The following is a 16,100-nucleotide window of genomic DNA, read 5'->3' on the forward strand; positions in this document are numbered from 1 at the left end:
AGACAGTGCGGTGAGATGCTGCCGCTATCGTAACCTACCTCAATACACTGAAATAAATCTGTGGATGGGTGCCGGGCCGCTTTATCGGCTTGAGTTCCCTCCCTTGTCTGGCTCCGGTGCCCAGGACCTCCCTTCCCTCCTGGCACCGGGGCTTTTATTATTTTACGCCTTGCATATGACGCCGGATCAGGATGGCGTTACCGATGACCAGCAACGAGCTCAGCGGCATCGCCAGCGCGGCAAATACAGGTGTTACCCAGGCAGCCATCGCCGCCGGCACCAGAATGATATTATAGATCAGCGACAGCATCAGGTTCTGACGCACCGTTCTAAGCGTCCTCCGCCCCAGTGACAGAGCCCAGGGAATCTTTTGCAGATCACTGCCCATCAGCACAATATCCGAGCACTCCATCGACACATCGGTTCCCCCGCCCATGGCAATACTTATATCTGCCTGTGCCAGCGCAGGCGCATCATTGATACCATCCCCCACCATAAGCACATGCTCCCCACGCTTCTGCAGTGCAACCACCTCACGGGCCTTCTCTGCGGGCAAAACACCGGCCATGACATGCATCGGAGCCCCCACAGATGTGGGCAGCTGCTGTTGCAGATAATGCGCTGCGGCTGGCGAATCACCCGTCAGCAGTGTCATAGCAATCCCCTGCCGGCCAAGACTGGCAATCAGATCAACGGCTCCCGTACGCAACTTGTCTTCGATATGCAGCAGTCCCAGTAATACACCGTCCGCAGCCACCAGCACAGCAGAACCCATCTGGGATTCGATTCTCGCACAAGCTTCGCGCGTGCCTGCTGCAACCTCTATCCCCACACTCTGCATAAGCTTCTCGTTGCCAACCCAGACCTCACAGTCACCCTGCTCGTCTCCAACACGACCACCAACGCCAAGGCCGGGAAGCAACTGCTGGTCATGGCTGTCGATAAAGCACAGCCCGGCCGACTCAACCGATGCGCAAACAGCCACAGCCAGTGGATGCGAATAGTGACGCTCCACCGCTCCTGCCAGTTTCAACAAACGATCAGAATCCGCTGCAATGATATCTACAACCTGCATGCGCCCTTCGGTAAGCGTTCCGGTCTTATCCATCACCACATGTGTGATGCCGGACAACCCCTCCAGCGCCTCACCGTTGCGGACCAGCACGCCGTTTCTTGCGGCAAAACCGGTACTGACGGCAATCGCCATCGGCGTTGCCAGCCCGAGCGCACAGGGACAGGTAATAATCAGCACCGCCGTCGCGGACAAAAGGGCTATGTCAAAATCCGAATGCATCCACCAGTACAAAAAGGTGCAGGCGGAGAGCAACAGTGTGACAGCAACAAACCACGGAACAATGCGATCGGCCAACCGTTGCACGCGGGCTTTCGAGCCCTGTGCTGACTCCACCAGGTGGATAATACGTGCGAGCACTGTCCCGGAACCGGCCTGCTCCACCTGCATAATCAACGAGCCTTCAACATTAACCGTACCACCGGCAAGACGATCCCCGACACGCTTGTGAACCAGCCGGAATTCTCCGGTCAGCATCGATTCATCGGTATGCGAATCACCACTGAGAACAATTCCGTCGGCAGGCACCTTGTCCCCCGACCTTACTCGCAACCGGTCTCCGGCAATCAGTTTCCGCACAGCAACCCGCTCTTCCCCGTCCGCCGTCACACGCGTCGCCATACGAGGCTGTAACTCCAGCAGCCGCAGGGTTGCGGACGAGGCATTGCTCCGGGCAAGCGCCTCAAGATAACGACCAACCAGAATCACGAATAAAAAGGTAACGACTGTATCAAAGTAGACATGAGCCCCGCCCTGACTTGTCTGCCACAGGGAGTAGCTATAAGTGGCCAATGCTCCAATCGCGACCGGCAGATCCATACCCAAACGTCCCTGACGCAGCCCCCGCAAGGCGGCACTGATAATCGGACCGCCGGAATAGAGCAGGACCGGCGTGGCAATCGCCCAGCTGACCCAGTGGAAGAAGTGACGATATTCACTGCTGATGCCTGAAAAAGCTCCGGCATACAGAGCGATTGAGATCCACATGATATTCATCGCGCCAAAACCGGCAAAACCCATGCGAAACAGCAGCTGCCTGTTCCGTTGTTTTAACTTGCCCTCGACACTTTCCAGATTAAACGGAACCGCAGCATAACCCAGGGCGGCAAGCCGCTTCAGAATATCCGGCAGGGCCACCTGCTCAGCCCGCCACTCCAGCAACAACCTGTGATGAACCAGATTAACCTCGGCGCGCGAAACACCATCCATACCTGAAAGGGCTTTCTCTATCAGCCATACACAGGCTGCGCAGTGGATACCCTCAACCATCAGATGAGCCTGTTTTGAACCATCCGGCAGCTCTCTTACGAACTCCTGTTGCACTTCCTGCAGCGCATATTGATCCAGGTCAGCTGGCTTACCCGGCGGCGGCTCCATGCTCGCTTCCTGCTTTTTTATACGCTGATAAAAACTGTCCAGTCCCGCTTCATGGATAACCTGACAAACGCTCAGGCAACCACTGCAACAGAAGAGCCTCTCCTCTCCTGCTACCTCACCCGAGCAGGCAGATGCGCCGGTGGCGGGCAAACCGCAGTGGAAACAGCGATATTCCGGGAAGCTTCCGGAATCCTCTTCCGGCTTGCTCCCGAGAGGGGAGTCACTTTTGGACAAAAATACGCTGGGCGGTATCGAAGTGCTGGCCACCGGCATCAATGCGGGCGATGACATCCCAGTTACCCGGCAACGGAAAATTAACAGGGGCCGCAAAGGTACCCGCATCCACGAGTTTTAACGCAACCTTGAAGTCATCGGCGGAGCTGTTCGGACGATAGGCTGTCAGCATCACACGACCGCTCCGCACAGGTTTACCCTGATGGTCCATCACGTAGAGCCTGCAGAGCTTCGGAGCATTCACACTCAACGGGTCAGGAAACATCAGTTGCAGGCGCCAGGCAGTCGGCAGCTCCTCCTGACGGATATGCTGATCGTGAAAATAGTTTTTTCCCCGCTCATAATAATCCTTTACCACCAGATTCGGCGGGAAAATAAAGGCATAGCCGATAAAGCCTATATTGACGAGAACGGTAACACCCACAATAGCCAGCACCCCTCGCAACCACGGGCTCCTGAAATCCTGCTTTAACTGCGCACTCAACATATCGCCTCCTGTTTCCGGTGCCCTGTCAGCCCCGAACCGCACCTAGTGCCTGGCCGGGCCGATAAAAACCGAATCATACTCCATCCTGATGGCCGGTGGTTCAATACTTTCCAGCACAAGCCGCAAAGGCATCTTTTCACCCTTCAAGGCAGCAGGCTCTGCCGCCAGAAAGACATGGAAAGGAACCATTTTTCCTGATTCAAGGACGATACCGGCGCCGGCATCGCCAACAATATGAACCCCTGGAGCCCCTTCAACACGCAGTTGAAAATGCCGGTCAGCCGATGTCTTGTTGAGTGCCTTGATCGTGTATTTGTTCTCGATCATGCCATTGCTCATCTGGATATAGAGCGGCTGCCTTGCATGCACGACGGAGAGCTCCACGGGCGGAATATGAGTCAGACCATAGACTATCCCGCCAACTGCCAGCAAAAATATAGTGCTGTAGGCTATCACACGCGGTCGCCTAAATAGCGGCGGCAGCACCTCTCCCGCCATCTCCTTTTCGGAAGCATAGCGGATCAGGCCGCGCGGACGATTAACCTTGTCCATAATAGAGTCACAGGCATCGATGCACATACCACAGGTAATACAGCCCTCCTGCATGCCTTCACGAATATCAACACCGGTCGGGCAAACGCCGACACAGAGTCTGCAATCAATACAATCACCCCGCCCCTCACTGCCCTTGCCGCGCACCTTGCCCCTCGGTTCGCCTCTGCCCTCATCATAGGTCGGCAACACGGTATCTTTATCCACCATCACACTCTGAATACGCGCGTAGGGACATAACCAAAAACAAACCTGCTCGCGCATAAAGCCTGCAAACACATACGTGCCAAACACAAACACGGCCACCACTACCCAGGCAACCTGCGGCGCATTAAAGGTCAGATAGCTATGCCACAATTCAAAGGCATCTGTGAAATAGGCTGCGAAAGTGACGCCTGTCAGAATAGAAATCAGCAGCCATAGCGTATGCTTGAACAACTTCAGCCTGATTTTACGCAGGCTCCACGGTGCCGCATCCAGCTTTCGCCGCTGCACCGGAGTGCCTTCAATCTTTTCCTCCAGCCAGGTAAACCAGTCCGTCCAGATCGTTTGAAAGCAGAAATAGCCGCACCACACGCGTCCGGCAACGGCAGTCACACCGAAGAGTGTCATTGCCAACAGAATCAGCACCAGCGACAGCATCCATATATCCTGCGGCCAGAGCGTGATCGAAAACAGGTGGAACTGGCGCTCGGGAATATTAAACAGGATAGCCTGATGCCCCTCCCAGCGAATATAGGGGGCAATCAGGTAGAGGAGCCACAGGCAGGAAGCAAACCACTTGAAATTGCGGAATCGTCCCGGCACACGCATTGCATGGATGGTTTCCCCACCCGTATTCACATGCCAGTGGCGTGCATCGGCATAGAGCTCATCGATATTCACCTGTTCCTGTTCCTGCATATCAACTCCTTGTTGCATATGTACATAAAACGGAAGTATATATAAATATACTAATGTACAATGGCATCCGTGCAACACTGCCTTGCCGATCGCAAACCCTGCAGCATAGAAAAAGGGAGGCCGAAACCTCCCTCCCCCCTTCTGTTCTACTGCAGACTACTCAGCATCGTCCTTCTCACCCATTTTCCTGATAACAAAGAATGCTGCAAAAACGCCCACAAGAATCGTGCCTGCCACTGACAGAATCACACCTATCACTACTGCATCCATTTGCCTCTCCTATTTGCCGCCACCCAGTTCATGAACCTTGACGGCCAACATCTTGATCTCTTCGGGACTGAGTTTACCGCCAAAGGCGGGCATGATGGCCACGCGGGTATTCGGCACATCCTCCTGATTCACGCCATAGCGGATCGTACGCAGCACCTCATCACGGCTGCCACCAAAGCGCCAGATACCATCCGTCAGGTTGGCCGCTCCACTGCCCAGCTCATTGATCGCTCCGCCTTTTGCATCCTCACCATGACAACCGCCGCAGCCCGCCTCGTTAAAGAGCGCCAAGCCTTCGGCTGTTCCCTTACCCTGTGCTTCGGCTATGACGAAATCAGCCAGTTTATTGATCTGAGCATCATCAAGCTCGCCCTCATGGGCCGGCATATTGCCCTGACGCCCATCGGTAATACTTTCAACAATGGTGTCGAAATCACCGCCATACAACCAGGCATCATCAGCCAGATTGGGGAATAGCCCGGGAGCACCCTGGCCGCCGGAGCCATGACAGCCCGCGCAGTTATCACCAAAAATCGCTTTGGCAGAAGATTCGGCAAAATTACGCATGCCTGGATCTGCCAGCAACTCCTGTCCGCTCATGGCTGCAACCTTCTTCAGATAAGGCGCTTTGATCGCATCATTTTCAGCAACGGCTTGCTTGAACTCCTTGATCTGGGTCCAGCCAAGAATGCCTTTGGTTGATTCGTGCACCAGCGGAATGGCCGGATAGAGTATGAAATAGACCACACACCAGATCCAGCCGGCATGAAAGGCAATCATCCACCAGCGTGGAGGCGGGTTGGTCAACTCACGAATCCCATCCCATTCGTGGCCCGTATCCGGGGCGTGTTGCGGCTTATTTGGTTTGGCCATGTCCAACCTCCCTCTTCACATCTTCATCACTATTCACAAAATCACGGTACTGCTCGAATTTATCGCGGTTAGACGGCTTGAATATCCATACATACAGAGCAACCATCAGGAGTGTAAGAACCAGCACGATAATCAATCCGGTCCAGTCGGCCCGCGTCATGGCCTCCCAGTCCGTTTCGAAATACTCCAGCAGCTTATTCACGGTAGTCTTTCCCTTTCTCAAATTTCACCATCGTCCCCAGCACCTGCAGATAGGCTACGACTGCATCCATCTCGCTCTTGCCGTGCACAGCAGCGGCTGCGCCGGCAAAGTCCGCATCGGTGTAGGGAACCCCCACCTTGGAAAGCGCACGCATCTTTCTCTCGGTCAGGGAGTCATCAATAATATTTTTGTCAAAAAAAGCATAGTTCGGCATCACCGACTCCGGCACCAGCGAACGCGGTGCGCGCAGGTGCTGTCTCTGCCATGCGTCGGAGTACTTGCCACCTACGCGTGCCAGATCCGGTCCGGTACGCTTGGAGCCCCACTGGAACGGATGATCATATTTGGACTCCGCAGCCAGAGAGTAATGTCCATAACGCTCCTTTTCGTCGCGAAACGGACGAATCATCTGCGAGTGACAGAGGTAGCAGCCTTCACGGATATAAACATCTCGCCCTTCCAGCTCCAGTGCTGTGTAGGGACGGATGCTGTCTTCATCCTTGGTCAGCTTTTCAACGGTGTTATCGAGATAAAACAGGGGAACAATTTCCACAATACCACCGATGGAAACAACGATGGCCACCATGATCAGTAATCCCCAGATGTTTTTTTCGAGTTTCTCCTGAAATGTCATGTCAATCCCCCTACGCCCTGGCGGCTTGTGCAGCAACGGCCTTCGGCTGGCCGGCGCCGCGAATCGTCATCACGATATTGTAAAGCATGATAAGCGCACCCAGCAGAACCAGCAGGCCGCCTACCGATCGCAACACATAGTAGGGATGCATGGCCACGACGGTTTCGGCAAAGCTGTATACCAGATTTCCGTAGTCATCGGTGGCACGCCACATCAGCCCCTGCATAATACCTGATACCCACATGGCGCAGATATAGATCACGGTTCCGATCGTGTGTATCCAGAAGTGTGAATTCACCAGCGGCACTGAATGTATGTCGGTCTTCCACAGTCGGGTCACCAGGTGATAGATCGCACCGATAGAGACCATGGCCACCCAGCCCAGCGCACCGGAATGCACATGGCCGATCGTCCAGTCAGTATAATGAGACAGCGCATTCACTGTCTTCAGTGACATCACCGGACCTTCAAAGGTAGACATCGCATAGAAGGCCAGCGACACGACAAGAAAACGCAGGACATAGTCATCTCGAAGCTTGCTCCATGCCCCCGAGAGCGTCATCAGCCCGTTGATGGCTCCGCCCCAGGACGGGATAATCATCGCAATGGAGACAGCCGCCCCCAGTGAGCCGGCCCAGTCGGGCAATGCGGTATATTGCAGATGATGTGCACCCAGCCAGACATAACCAAACATCAGCGCCCAGAAATGCAGCACAGACAATCGATAGGAGAAGATCGGCAAATCCGCCTGTTTGGGGATAAAGTAATACATAATACCCAGGAAGCCTGCCGTCAGGAAAAAGCCCACCGCATTATGTCCCCACCACCATTGAATCATCGCATCATGTACGCCCGAAAAGATCGAGTAGGACTTGGTCATGGTGACCGGAATAGCCAGCGAATTCACCACATGCAGATAGGTAATCATCACCATCATACCGAGGAAGAACCAGTTGGCCACATAGATATGTGAGGTTTTTCGATTGGCAATCGTCATGATGAAGTTAAACATGTAGGAGAGCCATACTACGGCGATGAGTATATCGACGGGCCACTCCAGCTCGGCATACTCCTTACCCTGCGTCCAGCCCATAGGAAAAGAGATCACAGCCGCGACAATAACCAGGTTCCAGCCCCAGAAGGTGAACCAGGCCATCCTGTTACTCCACAGCGGCACCGCACAGGTGCGCTGCACTACATAAAAAGCAGTCGCCATCAGGGTACAACCACCGAAGGCGAAGATTACTGCGTTGGTATGCAGGGGGCGCAAGCGTCCAAAGCTGAGGTATTCATTGAGATTCAATGCAGGGAACGATAACTGCCATGCAATAATATCGCCGACCAGTGCTCCAACAACGAGATAGACCACTGCACACACCGCAAACGCTTTCACGATGCCAAAATTGTAGTTGGGGTTTTCAGAAGAACTTCCGACCACTTTCTCCACCTCCTTGGACTTGAAAAGTATGTTTGTCATGCTATGTTAATTTTTTTTAATTGTCCATTCTTATTTTATGGTATAATCAGGAGCGATTTAGTCGGTTTTTTTTGCTCATCCGCTCAATCCCGTTTACCCTTCGCCGCCCCGTGGTTAACGGGATACCGGATGAGAGGAGATTGGATATGCGTTATGACTGGAGTATTGAAGAGATTGAGGCGCTGTTTGCCCTGCCGTTCAATGATCTGATGTTTCGCGCACAACAGGCCCACCGCGCCTGTTTCGACGCCAATGAGGTACAACTCTCCACACTGCTGTCGATCAAGACAGGCGGCTGTCCGGAAGACTGTAAATACTGTCCGCAGTCCTCACGCTATACGACAGATGTCGAGTCCGAACTGCTGATGAAAAAAGATGAGGTCATGAAGGCCGCACGCATCGCCAAAGAGAAAGGCGCTTCCCGCTTCTGCATGGGGGCTGCATGGCGTGAGCCGAAAGGACGCGCGTTCGATCTGGTGCTGGATATGATTCGCGAGGTCAAGGCCATGGATATGGAAGCCTGCGCCACACTCGGCATGCTCACCGCAGAACAGGCGGCCAAACTCAAAGCTGCAGGGCTGGACTACTATAACCACAACCTCGATACCGATCCGGAGTATTATAAAGAGATCATCTCGACCCGCACCTATGAAGAGCGACTGGATACGCTGAAAAACGTGCGTGCTGAAGGCATGAGCGTCTGCTGCGGCGGCATCGTCGGCATGGGTGAAAGCCTGCGCAATCGCGCAGGCATGATCGCGCAGCTCGCGCGCATGAGCCCGCATCCGGAATCGGTGCCGATCAATATGCTGGTCAAGGTGGCCGGCACACCGATGCAGGACCTGGACGATCTCGACCCCTTCGATTTTATCCGCACCATTGCCGTTGCCCGCATCACCATGCCCTCTTCACATGTGCGCCTCTCTGCCGGTCGCGAAGTGATGAATGAACAGATGCAGGCGCTCTGCTTCTTAGCTGGTGCCAACTCCATTTTTTATGGTGAGAAATTGCTGACCACCGGCAATCAGGATGCTGAAAAAGATCAGCAGCTGTTTGCCCGTCTCGGTATTCGTCCGGAAGAGCGGCCTACCCCGTCGAGCCGGCGCATGGCCAACGCCTGAGCATCAGGCCGGCGTAATCACGGTGTCTGCTGATATTTTATCAATAACCAGCAGCACTTCACAATACTCCTGTCGCTCATCAACAGGAGTCGGGTCATCGGCGCAACTGCAGCCGGCAATGACACTGGTATAAAAGATACCTGCTTTTACGTGGATAGACTGCTCTGACTCGTGCATGGCAAGAATCATTGCGCCAACATCACGATCCAGCGCATAACTGCCTGTCGACAGCTCCTGCTGTAAAGGCAGCTCCATCGCCGAAAGCCGCTCGATATCCCGCTTCACTGCCGCCGGAAATTCGGGAGAGCCCCAGGCTGCCAGTGCCTGCACAAGCCTTGTCATAAACGGTACCTAATCCTGCACATATACATCACCATGACGCAACCTGTGCAGCAGGCAGCCTGCCCCCAGAAAGGGGGTAATGGCCTGAGCAACAGGCTCCAGCCAACTCTCATCTCCGGCATTTGCTGCATTGAGAATCACACGTGCAGGAGAGCGCCCCATACTGTTTAATTTATCCAGCGTCAGCAGTGCATGGTTGATTGCACCAAGCCTGCAGCCGATAACCAGCCACACCTCGCAATCGCTCATCGCTGCAAGCCAGTCACTGACCAGCCAACCATCACTCAGCGGCACCATCAGCCCCCCGACCCCCTCAATCAGGCAGGTATCAGCAGGCCGATTTTCACACCACGATACCAGTTGCTGCGGGTTAATCTCTACCCCTTCGGCAGCAGCAGCCAGCGACGGCGCAGCCGGTAGCGCAAGGCGGTAGAGGCTGATCAGATCCGCATCATACAGATTCTGTGCCGCCAGCAGTACCTCTATATCTTCATTGCGTCCGTCTGCATCCAGCCCGCATGCCACAGGCTTCACCGCGCGCACATCAATACCGGAAGCCGCAAGTGAGCGTACTGCACCCGCCGTTACCCATGTCTTGCCGGCATCGGTATCTGTGGCGGTTATAAAAATCCTGCGCTTCAACGGCCTGCCAGTTGAATCGGAATGACATGATCACCATGCTCAAATCCCGCCTCTTTGTACCACGCCTGCCCGTAGAGCGCTTCGAAGGTGGCGCTCAGGCGACCATCCTCCATCTGATAGCGCTCGGGATAGCGCTGCTCCAGCTCCCGGATCAGGGAACGGCCGTAGAGACCGGCCCGGCGCCCGCGAATCGCCGATGCCGATGCCCCCAGCCCCTTCAGCTCACGCACCAGCGCCATCACATCCGGATAGGTCAGCGTGAACAGATCGCTGTCCGTCACAGGCAACTCGACCGGCAGTTTCATCAGTGCATCACCCAGACTCATCACATCGGGAAAAGGCAGCACATGGCCCGCCCGTTCAGTCTCAATCGAGGCCAGCGTCTGACGCAGCTCGGAGAGCGTACGTCGGCCGAAGGTGGAGAAGAGCATCAAGCCGCCGGGAGCCAGCACCCGGCGCATTTCAGCCAGCATCTGCTGCGGATCATTGACCCACTGCATGGCCAGATTCGAGCAGACCAGATCAAAGCTGCCGCTTTTAAACGGCAGCTGAGCCGCGTCGCCGGCCGCATGATGATGGCGCCCATGCCAGGGCATACGTCTGGCATGGGCTGAGCGTGTGTACTGCAACATCGACTCCGACAGATCAAATGCCACGAGTGCCGCACGCTTGTAACGACCCCGTAACAAACGGGTGAAATATCCGGTACCGCAACCGATATCCAGGATACGCTGCGGCTCGATTTTGATAAAATCCAGATGCGCCAGCAGACGATCGGCAATTTCCCGCTGCAACACGGCATGCGCATCATAGGTTTCACTGGCGCCGGAAAAGGCGCGCCCCACCTGCTGCGTATGGATATGGGATGAACTCATTGCTGCCACCACTCTTTCAGAATTGTATTGAATCTCTCCGGCTGACTTAAAAAGGGTGCATGTCCGCAGGCATCCGCATAGTGCGCCTGCGCACCGGGCAGCTGCTCTGCCAGCCAGCGTCCTGCTGCAACCGGTACAATCGCATCCTGTTCGCCATGCATCAACAGCACAGGCATATCCGCCAAGGCTAACGACTGGCGCAGATCCAGTGATGCCAGTAACGCCAGCCCCGCCGACAGAGCTGATGAAGTCGCCGGGTTTTGCCTGTCCACGGCGTGCCGCGCCAACTCATTATAGCGGCTGCGCGGCAAATCATCGCCATGCAGCATCAGGGCGAAAAAGCGGTTCAATGCGCGCGGCGAGGCCGATGCGACAGCCTCGTGGAACGCCGCAAACGTCGCCTCATCACAGCCACAGGACCACGCATCACCTGTGCGGAAACGCGGTGTCGTGGCAATCAGGCCAAGCGCTGCGATACGCTCGGGAAAACGGTGCGCAATCTCCAGTGCCAGCATACCGCCCAGTGACCAACCGATCAGCGCACAGGGCTCATCCGGCAACTGCGCCACCAGCAAATCCAGCCATGCATCAGCCGGCGCAGCCATCGCCCCGCCGTGACCGGGCAGGTTCAGAAAGTGCGCCTGCGGAAATGCCCGCTGCTGCTGATACCATATCTGCCGCGATTGCGCCCAGCCATGCAGGAAGACCAGCGGCGTCACAGCAGCTCCTTCAATTTCGCGATCAGGGCATCAATCTGCTCGTGGCTGTGTGCCGCACTGAGCGTAAAACGCAGGCGGGCCGTACCATCGGGCACGGTCGGCGGCCGGATCGCCGGCACAAAAAAGCCCGCATCGGCGAGTTTTGCGGCCATGGTGAGCGCCTGCTGATCACTGCCGATCAATAACGGCTGAATCGGCGTATCCGAATCCATAAAGCCCATGCCGCTCACGCCCGCCTTGAAACGGGCCAACCGCTCATGCAGCTGTTTCACCGGCTCGCCGCGCTCAATCAATGCCAGCGCCGTTTCACTGGCGGCAATCAGCGCTACCGGCAGCGCCGTGGAATAGATCATTGTGCGTTGACGCTGACGCAAACCCTCAATCAATTCGTGTGTTCCCAGAATAAACGCACCGTAGGAGCCAAAGGCCTTGCCGAAAGTACCCACCTCAATCAGGCGCGCGTGACCGGCAATCCCGTGCAGCGCAGTCAGGCCGCGCCCGTCAGCGCCGAGCGTGCCGGTACCATGCGCATCATCAATGAGTAGCAGTGCATCATGTGATTCGGCCAGCGCCAGCAACGTGCGCGCATCGGCACAGTCCCCGTCCATACTGAATACGCCATCGGATACTATAATGCGTCTATCAGCCGGGTGCTGCCTGAGCTGCCTTGCCAGTTGCGCGCTGTCCAGATGGCGATAACGGTGCGACACCGCGCCGGAAAGACGGACACCGTCTACCAGCGATGCATGGTTCAGCCGATCGGCAAACAGATGCGTATGACGACCAGCCAGAGCCTGCAACAGTCCGATATTGGCCAGCATGCCGGAGCCGATGATCAGGCACGCCTCATAGCCTTTCCAGTCAGCCAGCTTGCGCTCCAGTCGGTGCAGCATCGGATCATCACCGCTGACAAGCCTTGAGGCGCCGCTGCCCACTGACTCGCTGAACGCGCCACTCGCTCCCATACATACTGCTGCATCGAAACTCAGGCCCAGATAATCATTGCTGGCAAAGTTAATCAGCCGGCGACCACCCACATCGATATGGATGCCATCACGCCGACTGGCGGATAAACGGCGATGACGATGTTCTGGAACTATATCAAACCAATTGCGTGAATCCGGCATGACGGGCATGCTGGTCGGCATGTCCGAGCTGTCAACCAAACTCGCTCACATGGTTAACGGAGCGCGTCACCTGCTGTTTCCACCCGGCTGCCTGTTTTGCCGGAAAGCACTGGATGAGAGCGATGGCTGCTGCCCGGACTGCCTGCAGGAGATCCTCATCTGGCCTGCATCCACCTGTCTGCGTTGCGGCTCGATGCTGCCGCTGGCTTTGGCTCCCGGCCCGTGCGGCCATTGCCTGCATCACCCGCCTGCACAACAACAGACCCACAGCCTTTATCAATATCACGGCCCGGTCCGCGATGCGATTCTGAACTGGAAGCTGGCCGGACAAGACGGGGGTGTACGGTGGCTGTTGCAGGCGGCAGTGCCATCGCTAAAGCAATTGATCACGCCGGATGACCTGCTGTTGCCTATCCCCGCGCCGCTATCGCGCATGCGCAAAAGCGGGCAACACCATGCAGCCAATCTGTGTCGGTGGCTGGCCACATCCACAGGTTCCCGCATGGAATGGCGGCTGCTGCGCCGGATTGGCGAGCAACCCAGGCAATCTGCACTCTCGGGTGTAGCGCGCAGAAAGAATCTTTGTAAGGCTTTCGGCCTGTGCGACGACTATCCGTCGATAACACAGGCATTATCACCACACGCCCGTTTGTGGATAGTGGATGACATTTTCACCACCGGCTCGACCGCGCATTATGCGGCCAGGGCCGCAATAAAGACCAAACTGCCGGTGCATGTACTGACACTGGCGAGAACGCAACACCAAGGATCATGATATGAACAAGGTTGAAGTGTATTCCGGCGATTTTTGCCCCTACTGCGTACGCGCCAAGTCGCTGCTGAAGAAAAAAGGTGTCGATTTCACCGAGTACAATGTGCAGAAGGAGAGCGACAAGCGTATTGAGATGTTGGATCGCAGCAATGGCGCACGCACGATACCGCAGATTTTCATCAATGACCGACATGTCGGCGGTTGTGACGAACTCTATGCACTGGAAAAGAGAGGCGAGTTGGATAGCTGGCTGAACGCCTGAGAAGTCTCTGAGTTAATTATTCTGCAGTCGCAGCGCCAGACGGGCCCATGCAGCATAATCGAGCTGTTCGGGGCGCAATCCCGGATTGATATCAATAGCAGTGAACGCATCAGCATCCAGCACACCCCTGAAATTATTGAAAATGGTTTTGCGCCGATGAGCAAAGCCTTTACGCACCGTCTGCTGCAGGATGCTGTAATCGCAGGGCGGCGTCCGATGATGCGGCGTGAGCACCACCACGGCCGAGTGCACTTTGGGCGGCGGTGAAAATGCACCGGGTGGGAGCGTCAGCAACCGCTTTACATCATAGAAGTGACGCACCAGCACCGACAGCCCGCCATAGGTTTTGCTGCCTGGGCCTGCGCAGATGCGCTCGGCCACTTCACGCTGGTACATCAGCACCATGCCCCCGGATAACGGAATGCCGGCCAGCGTAGCTGTCAGCGGGCCGCTGAGATTGTAGGGCAGGTTGCCTGCTATCCACTGCGGCTGTTTGTCGGCAACAGTCGCCTCCAGCACCTTCATCACATCGCCGTGCACAACACTAAGCGTCGGATGGCTCCGGGCATGTTGCTGCCAGCGGGCGGCAAAGCGATCATCCATTTCAATCACGGTAAGATGAGAGGCCCGGGCCAGCAACACTTCGGTAATAGCTCCCGGCCCCGGACCGATTTCAATAATATCCGCGCCATCATCTATGGCGCCGGCAATACGACGGATCGCCTGCTGATCCATAAGAAAATGCTGGCCCAGCGCCTTCTTGGCGTGGTTCTGATTCGCTGATTGCGTATTCGTCTGATCGTTTGTCATATCGGCGACAAGCTAGCCTGCAGATTTTTTCAGAACAGGTAATTTATAAGAGATCAGCACTGAAAGCAGTCTGTCCGCACGACTTATATGCAGTCATATCCTTATTTTCAGCAGCCCACCGTGGATTGCCCCTTGCGTAAGTACAGTATTTTTCTAAACTTCGCGCCCATTTTGCAAATTTCGAGGAGGATAAGATCATGAGTTCAAACCGCTGCCTGATTGCAGGTAACTGGAAAATGAACGGAATCCTTGAAGAAGCCTTGGAATTTCTCAGCGAACTGGAGGCAAATCCGGCTCCCGAGCATGTCGAAGTTGCACTGATGCCACCATTCACTCTACTGCACTCACTGAGCAAGCCACTGGATGAAAAAGGCGTACGCCTGGGCGCACAGAATGTCTATTACGAACCAAAAGGCGCATTCACCGGCTCGACCTCACCCATGATGCTGCGTGATGCCGGCTGCCATTATGTTATTCTCGGCCATTCCGAGCGCCGTGATATTATGGGCGAAACCAACGCAGTCGTGCGCCACAAGATGGATGCAGCCTGGAGTGCGGGCCTTGAGCCGATCCTCTGCATTGGCGAGCACCTGGAAGAGCGCGAATCAGGCCGTACAAATGAAGTGTTGAAGTCGCAGCTGGCCATTCTGGCCGATGTGGATGCGGATGCAGCCCTGACTATCGCCTATGAGCCTGTCTGGGCTATCGGCACCGGCAGAACAGCGTCACCGGAACAGGTCACGGAAACTCATGCCTTTATTCACCAGGAGCTGCAACGACTGGGCCACGATTGTCGTGTACTCTACGGTGGCAGCGTAAATCCGGGCAATGCCGAGGCGCTGATGCGCTGCCCGGGCGTGGAAGGCGCATTGGTTGGTGGCGCCAGCCTGAAAGCCGATTCCTTCATGCAAATTGTCAAAGCCGCTGCCCTAGCAGCGGATTGAGGAGAACTGTAAATGACAACAATTTTGATCATCGTCCATGTACTGGTCGCACTGCTGCTGATCGGCACCGTGCTGGTTCAGCGCGGCCAGGGTGCGGATATGGGCGTTTCGTTTGGCGGCGGCGGTGCACAGACACTGTTCGGCAGCCGTGGCTCCGGCTCGTTTCTGGGCAAGCTGACCGGTGGCCTGGCAGCGGCCTTCATGCTGACCAGCCTGACACTGGCTTTCTTCTCGCAGCAGCAGACAGGTTCTGTTGTGGATCGCTCGCTTGCCGGTCAGGCAACTCCGATTCAACAGCCTGCAGGCACACCTCAGCAGGAAGGATTTGACCCGTCCAAATTAAAAAGCGATGCTCCGGCATCCGCACCGGCTGACAAGCTACCGTCAGCCGAATAATTTCCTCGC

General features: G+C 55.8%; 18 protein-coding genes. 5 read left to right on the plus strand and 13 right to left on the minus strand.

Annotated features, from left to right (window positions below; genetic code table 11):
* Positions 1–157 precede the first annotated feature (157 nt).
* The 7 genes from SPV1_RS02765 to ccoN form a co-directional block, all read right to left on the minus strand.
* On the minus strand, positions 158–2,740 hold the full coding sequence (locus SPV1_RS02765) for a heavy metal translocating P-type ATPase (protein WP_231288252.1): 2,583 nt from the start codon (positions 2,738–2,740) through the stop codon (positions 158–160).
* On the minus strand, positions 2,670–3,170 hold the full coding sequence (locus SPV1_RS02770; protein WP_018293988.1) for a FixH family protein: 501 nt from the start codon (positions 3,168–3,170) through the stop codon (positions 2,670–2,672). Before SPV1_RS02770 ends, SPV1_RS02765 begins: the two co-directional genes overlap by 71 nt.
* A 42-nt stretch (positions 3,171–3,212) precedes the next feature.
* Positions 3,213–4,625 (minus strand): cytochrome c oxidase accessory protein CcoG, encoded by a 1,413-nt coding sequence (gene ccoG / locus SPV1_RS02775; protein WP_018293987.1) that lies wholly within the window; start codon positions 4,623–4,625, stop codon positions 3,213–3,215.
* Between the two features lie 279 nt (positions 4,626–4,904).
* Entirely contained in the window at positions 4,905–5,768 is an 864-nt protein-coding gene (gene ccoP, locus SPV1_RS02780; RefSeq protein WP_018293986.1) for a cytochrome-c oxidase, cbb3-type subunit III, read from the minus strand.
* Entirely contained in the window at positions 5,752–5,970 is a 219-nt protein-coding gene (locus tag SPV1_RS02785; RefSeq protein ID WP_009849578.1) for a CcoQ/FixQ family Cbb3-type cytochrome c oxidase assembly chaperone, read from the minus strand. The genes ccoP and SPV1_RS02785 overlap by 17 nt, the downstream gene beginning before the upstream one ends.
* A complete protein-coding gene (ccoO, locus tag SPV1_RS02790) occupies positions 5,963–6,604 on the minus strand; it encodes a cytochrome-c oxidase, cbb3-type subunit II (protein ID WP_009849579.1) in 642 nt (213 codons plus the stop codon). Before ccoO ends, SPV1_RS02785 begins: the two co-directional genes overlap by 8 nt.
* A gap of 10 nt (positions 6,605–6,614) precedes the next feature.
* Positions 6,615–8,081, minus strand: coding sequence for a cytochrome-c oxidase, cbb3-type subunit I (gene ccoN, locus SPV1_RS02795; protein WP_009849580.1), 1,467 nt, complete (start codon positions 8,079–8,081; stop codon positions 6,615–6,617).
* Between the two features lie 146 nt (positions 8,082–8,227).
* Between ccoN and bioB the strand changes: the two genes are divergently transcribed.
* A complete protein-coding gene (bioB, locus tag SPV1_RS02800; protein WP_009849581.1) occupies positions 8,228–9,202 on the plus strand; it encodes a biotin synthase BioB in 975 nt (324 codons plus the stop codon).
* Between the two features lie 3 nt (positions 9,203–9,205).
* On the opposite strand, the gene SPV1_RS02805 is transcribed toward bioB, so the two are convergent.
* The 5 genes from SPV1_RS02805 to SPV1_RS02825 are packed head-to-tail and all read right to left on the minus strand — an operon-like array spanning position 9,206 to position 12,907.
* The gene (locus SPV1_RS02805) at positions 9,206–9,544 is read right to left on the minus strand and encodes a hypothetical protein (RefSeq protein WP_009849582.1); all 339 of its coding nucleotides are present in this window, start codon (positions 9,542–9,544) and stop codon (positions 9,206–9,208) included.
* Between the two features lie 9 nt (positions 9,545–9,553).
* The gene (gene bioD, locus SPV1_RS02810) at positions 9,554–10,186 is read right to left on the minus strand and encodes a dethiobiotin synthase (RefSeq protein ID WP_009849583.1); all 633 of its coding nucleotides are present in this window, start codon (positions 10,184–10,186) and stop codon (positions 9,554–9,556) included.
* Positions 10,183–11,061: a malonyl-ACP O-methyltransferase BioC gene (gene bioC / locus SPV1_RS02815; RefSeq protein ID WP_009849584.1), complete on the minus strand. Its 879-nt coding sequence runs from the start codon at positions 11,059–11,061 to the stop codon at positions 10,183–10,185. The genes bioD and bioC overlap by 4 nt, the downstream gene beginning before the upstream one ends.
* Positions 11,058–11,780, minus strand: coding sequence for an alpha/beta fold hydrolase (locus SPV1_RS02820; protein WP_009849585.1), 723 nt, complete (start codon positions 11,778–11,780; stop codon positions 11,058–11,060). Before SPV1_RS02820 ends, bioC begins: the two co-directional genes overlap by 4 nt.
* The gene (locus tag SPV1_RS02825; RefSeq protein WP_009849586.1) at positions 11,777–12,907 is read right to left on the minus strand and encodes an aminotransferase class I/II-fold pyridoxal phosphate-dependent enzyme; all 1,131 of its coding nucleotides are present in this window, start codon (positions 12,905–12,907) and stop codon (positions 11,777–11,779) included. The genes SPV1_RS02820 and SPV1_RS02825 overlap by 4 nt, the downstream gene beginning before the upstream one ends.
* A gap of 19 nt (positions 12,908–12,926) precedes the next feature.
* Between SPV1_RS02825 and SPV1_RS02830 the strand changes: the two genes are divergently transcribed.
* Positions 12,927–13,682: a double zinc ribbon domain-containing protein gene (locus SPV1_RS02830; RefSeq protein ID WP_231288254.1), complete on the plus strand. Its 756-nt coding sequence runs from the start codon at positions 12,927–12,929 to the stop codon at positions 13,680–13,682.
* A 1-nt stretch (position 13,683) separates the two neighbouring features.
* Positions 13,684–13,941, plus strand: coding sequence for a glutaredoxin 3 (grxC, locus tag SPV1_RS02835; protein WP_009849588.1), 258 nt, complete (start codon positions 13,684–13,686; stop codon positions 13,939–13,941).
* A gap of 12 nt (positions 13,942–13,953) precedes the next feature.
* On the opposite strand, the gene rsmA is transcribed toward grxC, so the two are convergent.
* A complete protein-coding gene (gene rsmA, locus SPV1_RS02840) occupies positions 13,954–14,751 on the minus strand; it encodes a 16S rRNA (adenine(1518)-N(6)/adenine(1519)-N(6))-dimethyltransferase RsmA (RefSeq protein ID WP_009849589.1) in 798 nt (265 codons plus the stop codon).
* A 197-nt stretch (positions 14,752–14,948) separates the two neighbouring features.
* On the opposite strand from rsmA, the gene tpiA reads away from it, so the two are divergent.
* Both tpiA and secG read left to right on the plus strand, forming a co-directional pair.
* A complete protein-coding gene (gene tpiA / locus SPV1_RS02845; protein WP_009849590.1) occupies positions 14,949–15,695 on the plus strand; it encodes a triose-phosphate isomerase in 747 nt (248 codons plus the stop codon).
* Positions 15,696–15,707: 12 nt separating this feature from the next.
* Entirely contained in the window at positions 15,708–16,091 is a 384-nt protein-coding gene (secG, locus tag SPV1_RS02850; protein WP_009849591.1) for a preprotein translocase subunit SecG, read from the plus strand.
* Positions 16,092–16,100: the final 9 nt, after the last annotated feature.

Source organism: Mariprofundus ferrooxydans PV-1 (genome assembly GCF_000153765.1).
Classification (GTDB): Bacteria; Pseudomonadota; Zetaproteobacteria; order Mariprofundales; family Mariprofundaceae; genus Mariprofundus; species Mariprofundus ferrooxydans.

Excerpts from the sequence above, each read along its gene's own strand:
- bioC (WP_009849584.1), bottom strand. The coding sequence starts at position 11,061 with ATGAGTTCATCCCATATCCATACGCAGCAGGTGGGGCGCGCCTTTTCC.
- SPV1_RS02765 (WP_231288252.1), bottom strand. The coding sequence starts at position 2,740 with ATGTCATCGCCCGCATTGATGCCGGTGGCCAGCACTTCGATACCGCCC.
- SPV1_RS02770 (WP_018293988.1), bottom strand. The coding sequence starts at position 3,170 with ATGTTGAGTGCGCAGTTAAAGCAGGATTTCAGGAGCCCGTGGTTGCGA.
- SPV1_RS02830 (WP_231288254.1), top strand. The coding sequence starts at position 12,927 with ATGTCCGAGCTGTCAACCAAACTCGCTCACATGGTTAACGGAGCGCGT.
- ccoN (WP_009849580.1), bottom strand. The coding sequence starts at position 8,081 with ATGACAAACATACTTTTCAAGTCCAAGGAGGTGGAGAAAGTGGTCGGA.
- ccoG (WP_018293987.1), bottom strand. The coding sequence starts at position 4,625 with ATGCAGGAACAGGAACAGGTGAATATCGATGAGCTCTATGCCGATGCA.
- ccoP (WP_018293986.1), bottom strand. The coding sequence starts at position 5,768 with ATGGCCAAACCAAATAAGCCGCAACACGCCCCGGATACGGGCCACGAA.
- tpiA (WP_009849590.1), top strand. The coding sequence starts at position 14,949 with ATGAGTTCAAACCGCTGCCTGATTGCAGGTAACTGGAAAATGAACGGA.
- bioB (WP_009849581.1), top strand. The coding sequence starts at position 8,228 with ATGCGTTATGACTGGAGTATTGAAGAGATTGAGGCGCTGTTTGCCCTG.
- secG (WP_009849591.1), top strand. The coding sequence starts at position 15,708 with ATGACAACAATTTTGATCATCGTCCATGTACTGGTCGCACTGCTGCTG.
- SPV1_RS02825 (WP_009849586.1), bottom strand. The coding sequence starts at position 12,907 with ATGCCGGATTCACGCAATTGGTTTGATATAGTTCCAGAACATCGTCAT.
- ccoO (WP_009849579.1), bottom strand. The coding sequence starts at position 6,604 with ATGACATTTCAGGAGAAACTCGAAAAAAACATCTGGGGATTACTGATC.
- rsmA (WP_009849589.1), bottom strand. The coding sequence starts at position 14,751 with ATGACAAACGATCAGACGAATACGCAATCAGCGAATCAGAACCACGCC.
- SPV1_RS02805 (WP_009849582.1), bottom strand. The coding sequence starts at position 9,544 with ATGACAAGGCTTGTGCAGGCACTGGCAGCCTGGGGCTCTCCCGAATTT.
- grxC (WP_009849588.1), top strand. The coding sequence starts at position 13,684 with ATGAACAAGGTTGAAGTGTATTCCGGCGATTTTTGCCCCTACTGCGTA.